Origin of the sequence: Asticcacaulis sp., from assembly GCF_027484505.1 — a bacterium.
Taxonomy (GTDB): domain Bacteria; phylum Pseudomonadota; class Alphaproteobacteria; order Caulobacterales; family Caulobacteraceae; genus Asticcacaulis.
This window is the reverse complement of the sequence record NZ_JAIXSV010000364.1, coordinates 24080-30079: the sequence shown is the minus strand read 5'-3', so window position 1 is coordinate 30079 and position 6000 is coordinate 24080. Positions and strand designations below refer to the sequence as shown.

The following is a 6000-nucleotide window of genomic DNA, read 5'->3' as shown; positions in this document are numbered from 1 at the left end:
GCGGTCATTGAGCGCATCTATAGCCGCTGCGACCGCGCCGAAACGCAGGCCCCTGATCCGCGCAAGCTGGAGGCCGAACGGGCGCAGCATCACAACGAAGCGCTCAAGGCGCGCGTCTCGCTGGCCGGAACGTTGCAGTGGGCGCAGGCGCGACGCGCTGAGCTGGGGCCGTGGTGGGAGGCCGCGAAACGCGAAGCCACCTCGCCCCGGACTGAGGCGGACGCGGTGCCAACGCCTGCGCCGCCAGTGGTTAAACCAGAGGCCGCGAAGGCTCCGACTGTGGGGGCGTCTTCGGGGGCGAACACGGCTCCGAAGATGGCTCCGAAGATGGCGGCCAAGACGGTAGATCGTCCCCTGCCTGTGCCGGGGGTGACCGCTGCGGCTGTCGGGTTTCCGGCAAAAGCGCCCCGCGCTGCGGCGGTGCTGCCCGGTCTGACGCCTCAGCCGACGAAAGCGGCGCTGCTGGTGGCGCAGTTGCGCCGGCAAGGGACTGAGACGCAGCCCCCAACTCCGCCACCGTGAGGGCTTTTCCGGTCGGAGACGGCGGCACCGGCCTACGGCGTCTTGCGCATACTGAACGCTCCCCCGGTTGCTCACCCCACCACCGCATCTCACTCACTGCGTTCGCTCGTGCGGTCCCCCTCCTCGCCAAAGGCAGGGAGGTATAAGGGAGGGCGATCCGACCGTTAACGCGTGGCTGTCCGGGCGCGCGTATGGAGCCGCTTTTTGTCACCCTGTCCTCAGCGTTTAGGAAGAGGTTCGGCTTTCTTGTACCTCCCCGCACTGACGTGCAGGGAGGTATAAGGGAAGGTGAACCGTCTCCGGGCCCCCAAACACGCCGGGGAGGTATAGGGGTGCGGTTCATTACATCGCCCTAAACAGGCGGGTACGCAACAAAAAGGCCCACCTTCACAGGCGGGCCTTCTGGGGTCGTCATAGGCGTCAGACGCCTCACACCCGCGTCAGGCGTTTGATGACGCGGTCGCGGCCCATAGCGGCCATGACCTCATGCAGGTCAGGCGTTTGCGGCTGGCCCAGCAGCAGGACGCGGAAGATCTTGGCGACGTCGGCGACCGTGCCTTTGTAGAGTTCGGGGTTGCGTTTGTAATCGCCGGCCTTTTCGGCAAAGCCGCGTTCGCGGGCAATGGTTTTGACCTTATCAAACCACGCTTCCTTGCTGTCGGCTTCGTCATAGACGCCGAGGAAGTCGCTCACGATCTCACGCACCTCTTCGGCGGTACGGTTGCCCAGAACGCTCAGCGCGTCTTCGGCGGTCGAGGTAAATTCGGAGTCGAAGAAGGGCGCCATCAGGGCCTTGGCGTCCTGCCATTTGGCGATGTCCTTGCGCGCGTTCGGGCCGCCGCGCTCGATCGACAGGATGGCGATGGCGTAGGCCTTCTCGGCCTCCAGAACCGCCGCAAACGGCGCGTCGTGGGTCTTGGCCCACTCGACGATCTGCGCATAGACCTCCTCGGCGCTCAGGCGGGCGACGATGTCGCGGCTGATGTTGTCGAGCTTGGTGAAGTCGAACAGCGGGCCGTTGCTCTTGGCCAGACGCTCGAACGACAGCGGGAAGCTGCGGTAATCGGCGGTCGGGTTTTCCTTGCGCCAGTCTTCGAAATTGGAGTTGGCCAGGTTGAGCAGATATTCGATCAGGGCGGCGGGAGGATAGCCGTGATCCATGAAATAGATGACGCTGGCTTCCGGGTCCTTGCGCTTGCTCAGCTTGCGCTTGGACGAACCATCCAGCTTGTTGATCGGCGCGATATGGGCATAGGTCGGCGGCGTCCAGCCCAGCGACTGGAACAGTTGCAGGTGCGTCGGCAGCGAGGCCAGCCACTCATCGCCGCGGATGACGTGGGTGGTGCGCATCAGGTGGTCATCGACGGCGTGCGCCAGATGATAGGTCGGCAGACGGTCGGACTTCATGATGACGATGTCCTGATCGCTTTCCGGGAAGGTGCGCTCACCGAAGATCAGATCGGTGACGGCGACCTTTTCGGCCGGATTGCCGGGCGAGCGGAAGCGGATCACATAGGGCTTGCCAGCCTTGAGCGCCTCAAGCGCCTCTTCCAGCGACTTGTGACGCCAGATGGCCCAGTCGCCGTAATAGCCGGGAGCGACGCTGCGCAGTTGCTGGCGCGTGCGCAGTTCGTCCAGTTCTTCGGGCGAGCAGAAGCAGGGATAGGCCTTGCCCGCCTGCATCAGGTGGCGGACATAGGCCTGATAAAGGCTCATGCGGGCGCTTTGGGTATAGGGGCCATAGGCACCGTGCTCGACGCCCTGAACGTCACGGCCTTCGTTCACGACGACGCCGAAGTGTTCAAAGGCGCTGGAGATAAAGTCTGTGGCCCCTTCGACCTCACGCTTCTTGTCGGTGTCTTCGATGCGCAGGAAGAAGACGCCGCCGCTTTGCTGCGCGAAGCGTTCCGACAGCAGGCCGACATAGAGGGTGCCAATGTGCATCATGCCCGTCGGGCTGGGGCCTACGCGGGTAACCATGGCCCCTTGCGGCAGGTCGCGCGGGGGGTAACGGGCTTCCAGCTCGGCCGGGGTCGGCAGGGCGTCCGGGAAGATCAGGTCGATCACTTCGGACAATAGCTCGGAATGGGGTGCAGGGGTCATGGTCTTCTGAAAATCAAGAGGCGCAACAGGGACCGGGTAGTTACATCACATTCGGTATGATGGCTACCCGTGGCAGGGGCTTGGGCCACAACAAAGCAGAGATTTTTGAAGGAGAAGTGGTGGTTGGAGGCGGGATCGAACCGCCGACCTGCGGGTTATGAATCCGCCGCTCTAACCATCTGAGCTACCCAACCAGCCGGGTTTCCGCAGGCGGATGAAGGTCCACGCCTTGGGAAGGCGCCCGCTATATCCAAATTGCAGCGGGGGTTCAAGTGCGCTTTTTCAGTTTTCGGGCTGAAACTGGTTGATAAGGCTTTTGAGGCGTGCGCCACCCGCGATCAGGCCGTAGGTTTCCAGCGCGTGGGCCTGCGCGTGGCAGGCGCGGTCGAGAACAGGGCCCCAGTCCGGCAGGATCGCTTCAATGGCGTCGGCCAGTGCCTGCGGGTCTTCGGGTGGGATCAGGGCGGCCAGCTCGCCGTCCTGCAAGATATGGCGCGGCCCGTCGATGCGGGTGGAGATGATGGGGACACCGGCGGCCATGGCTTCGGCCACCACCAGACCGAAAGGTTCGACGCGCGACGACAGGACGAACAGGTCGAGCGACGCCACAAACGTATCGGCTGGCTCGATCCACCCCGGCAGGCTGACGCGGTCTTCCAGCTTCAGTTCGGTGATCAGGGCGTTCAGCGCTGCCTTTTCTGGGCCGTCGCCGGCGATGCGCAGGGACACTTCGCTGCCGCGGTCGCGCAGAAGACCTGCGGCGCGGATCAGCACGTCAAAGCCTTTGTTGACATGCAGCCGCCCCAGCGCGCCGATACGCGGCGCATCGAGCGGAAAGGTCTTGACCGGATGCATGATCAGCGGTGTGAAGTTTTCCAGCAGGTGCGTGTCCAGACGCGGATAGCGCGCCGCAATGGCGGCCTGAACGGCAGGCGACACGGCGATGGCGGCGCGCAGTTTGGTCAGGCCCGGCTTGAAGCGAAAATTGTGCACGACCCCCAGCGTCTGGCCACCCCATCCCGCCAGCGGATGCCCGGCCAGAGCGATGGCGCGGTTGCCGTGGGCGATGATCAGGTCGGCCTGCAAGCGTTTGGCCAGCCCTTTCAGGCGCAGGGCCGCCAGCGGGTCACCGGTAAAGCCACTGTTGAGGCGGGAGAACTGTTCGGGTTTGAGCTTTTCGGCCAGTACACCTTTGTCGTGGCCGACGCTGAGCACCTCAAAGCCTTCGGCCACCAGCGCCTCGTGATAGCGCACGGCCATGCTTTCCAGCCCGCCGCGTCCTTTGGCCAGCATCAGATTGACAATACGCATAAGTGGCTCCCTTTGCCCCGGTGTACTCCGGTGTGTCTGCCACGAAAAGCCCTTGCGCCGGAAAGGGGCGGTTTTCTCGTCCGACAGGCTGTTTCGAAGCGGATTAAGGGTGGATTTTTTTGCAGGATGCGCTTTTATGGAAATGACTTTTCACAAAATGCAGGCGAGGGGGCAAAGGTGTCCGCTGATATCGACGAACTGGATGCGCGGATACTGACCCTGGTGCAGGAAGATGCCAACCTGTCGGTGGCCGAGATCGCCGAGAAGGTCAATCTGTCGCCGTCGCCGTGCTGGCGGCGTCTGAAACGGCTGGAAGACATCGGGGTTATCCGAAAGCGCGTGACGCTGCTGGAGCCCGATCAACTGGGGCTGGGCTTTGAGGTCTATGCGGCGGTCAAGCTGTCTTTGCCGTCGCGCGAAAACCTCGAAGCCTTTGAAGCGCGGCTGGCTGAATGGCCGGAAATCGTCTCCTGCGCCACGGTGACGGGGCGTGAAGACTATATGCTGCGTATCGTGACGCGCGACATGCACGCCTATGATGACTTCATGCGCGACAAATTATTGGCCTCTGACCTCGTTTCCGCCATAGAAAGTCGTATCGTCATCCGCTCGGTGAAAACCACGACCGCCTTGCCGTTGAAACTTGTCGTCCCCGGAGCAGACGGTTAGTTTCCGGTCAGGGCACACTGACGAGAGAGGACCGGATGAAGACTTCCCTGATCGCGTTGGCGGTATTGGCGGCGGTACTGGCAGGCCCTGCGGCCGCGCAAAAGATTGATCCGGCTTCGGACCTTGGTCGCTTTCATGCCCTGCGCGCCGAAGGCATGGCCGCCTTGCAGAAGGATGATCGGCAAACCGCGCTCGATCGCCTGACCCAGGCCGGTGAGATTTTGCCGGATTCGCCCTCGGTCCTGCTGCTCAAGGCGCAGGCGGCGCTGGAGCTGAAGCGCAAACCGGCGGCGCGGGCGGCGCTGATCGACTACCTGAAGCGCGGTCTGGTCCTCGATCTGGGGCGCTATCCGGAATTCAACGCGATCTGGGACGCCGATTTGGAATCGCTTCAGGCGGCCAATACGGCGCGAATCGGCAGCCTGAAGACGCTCAACCGCCTGACCGGTCTCAATCTGGTCGAAGGGGTGGCGGTGCTGGACGACGGGACGCTTCTGGCCACCAGCCTGCGCAACGGGGTCGTCGGGCCGCTCACCGACGCCGGTATAGACAAGCGCCTGTCGCTGCGGGCCGGGGTGGCCGCCAATGCCATTGCGGTCAGGGACGGCGTGCTGTGGGCCTCGACCTCGGCATCGCGTCAGACCGTGGGCTATGCACCCGATGCCAAAATCGTCTCCAAGCTGATCAAGGTCGATCTGGCTACGGGAAAGATACTGGCACAGTTTGAGGACAAGCGGCCGGACCGCCGGCTGGCCGACCTGCATGCCGGTAAAGAAGACCTCTATGTGTCCGATGGCAATACGGGCGAGGTGCTGCGCCTGACCGGCTATCAGGGCAAGCTACAGGTACTGATCCCCGAAGGGTATCTCGGCTCACCGCAGGGTCTTGTTGAAAATGCTGACGCGAGCGCGCTGATCGTCTCTGACTATGCGTCGGGGCTTTACCGCGTCGATCTGGGCAAGGGGACCCTGACGCGGCTGATCGCGCCCGCCGGAGCGGCCCTGCTGGGGATTGACGGGCTATATCGCTACGGCAACGACCTGATCGCCGTACAGAATGGCTTCAAGCCCAACCGCATCCTGCGCCTGCGGATGAATGCCGACTGGAGCGCCGTGGAAAAGGCCGAGGTCCTGCTGCGTGGGCATCCGGACCTTGAGGAACCGAGCGGTGGTCAGGTGATCGGTGACCGCTTTGTCTTTGTGGCGCGCAGCCAGTGGTCGGAGTTTGACGATAAGGGCAATATCCGCCGTGATACCCCGGCCCCCGTGGTCATCGGTGAAATCGCGCTCAAGCCGTAAATCCAGCCGGAGGACGCGCAACACGTCCCTGTACGGAACACACAGCGTTAACCGCGTTACGTCGGACGCACGAAAAACCTAATCGTCTCAATCCCGT

4 protein-coding genes, 1 tRNA gene and 1 pseudogene are annotated in these 6000 nt (G+C 63.2%); 3 read left to right on the top strand and 3 right to left on the bottom strand.

What is annotated here, in order from left to right; translation table 11 throughout:
• Positions 1–522, top strand: a pseudogene (locus Q0072_RS21335) (hypothetical protein); the annotation flags it as partial.
• A 429-nt stretch (positions 523–951) separates the two neighbouring features.
• On the opposite strand, the gene gltX reads toward Q0072_RS21335, so the two are convergent.
• The 3 genes from gltX to Q0072_RS21320 form a co-directional block, all read right to left on the bottom strand.
• Entirely contained in the window at positions 952–2625 is a 1674-nt protein-coding gene (gene gltX / locus Q0072_RS21330) for a glutamate--tRNA ligase (protein WP_298333935.1), read from the bottom strand.
• Between the two features lie 117 nt (positions 2626–2742).
• Positions 2743–2819: transfer RNA gene (locus Q0072_RS21325), tRNA-Met, on the bottom strand.
• An 88-nt stretch (positions 2820–2907) separates the two neighbouring features.
• Entirely contained in the window at positions 2908–3936 is a 1029-nt protein-coding gene (locus tag Q0072_RS21320; RefSeq protein WP_298333933.1) for a glycosyltransferase, read from the bottom strand.
• A 177-nt stretch (positions 3937–4113) separates the two neighbouring features.
• Here Q0072_RS21320 and Q0072_RS21315 point away from each other — a divergent pair, with 177 nt between their 5' ends.
• Both Q0072_RS21315 and Q0072_RS21310 read left to right on the top strand, forming a co-directional pair.
• Positions 4114–4605, top strand: a complete 492-nt coding sequence (locus Q0072_RS21315; RefSeq protein WP_107877430.1) for an Lrp/AsnC family transcriptional regulator — start codon at positions 4114–4116, stop codon at positions 4603–4605.
• A 35-nt stretch (positions 4606–4640) separates the two neighbouring features.
• Complete coding sequence (locus Q0072_RS21310) at positions 4641–5903, top strand: hypothetical protein (RefSeq protein ID WP_298333928.1); 1263 nt, start codon at positions 4641–4643, stop codon at positions 5901–5903.
• The last annotated feature ends 97 nt before the right edge of the window (positions 5904–6000 follow it).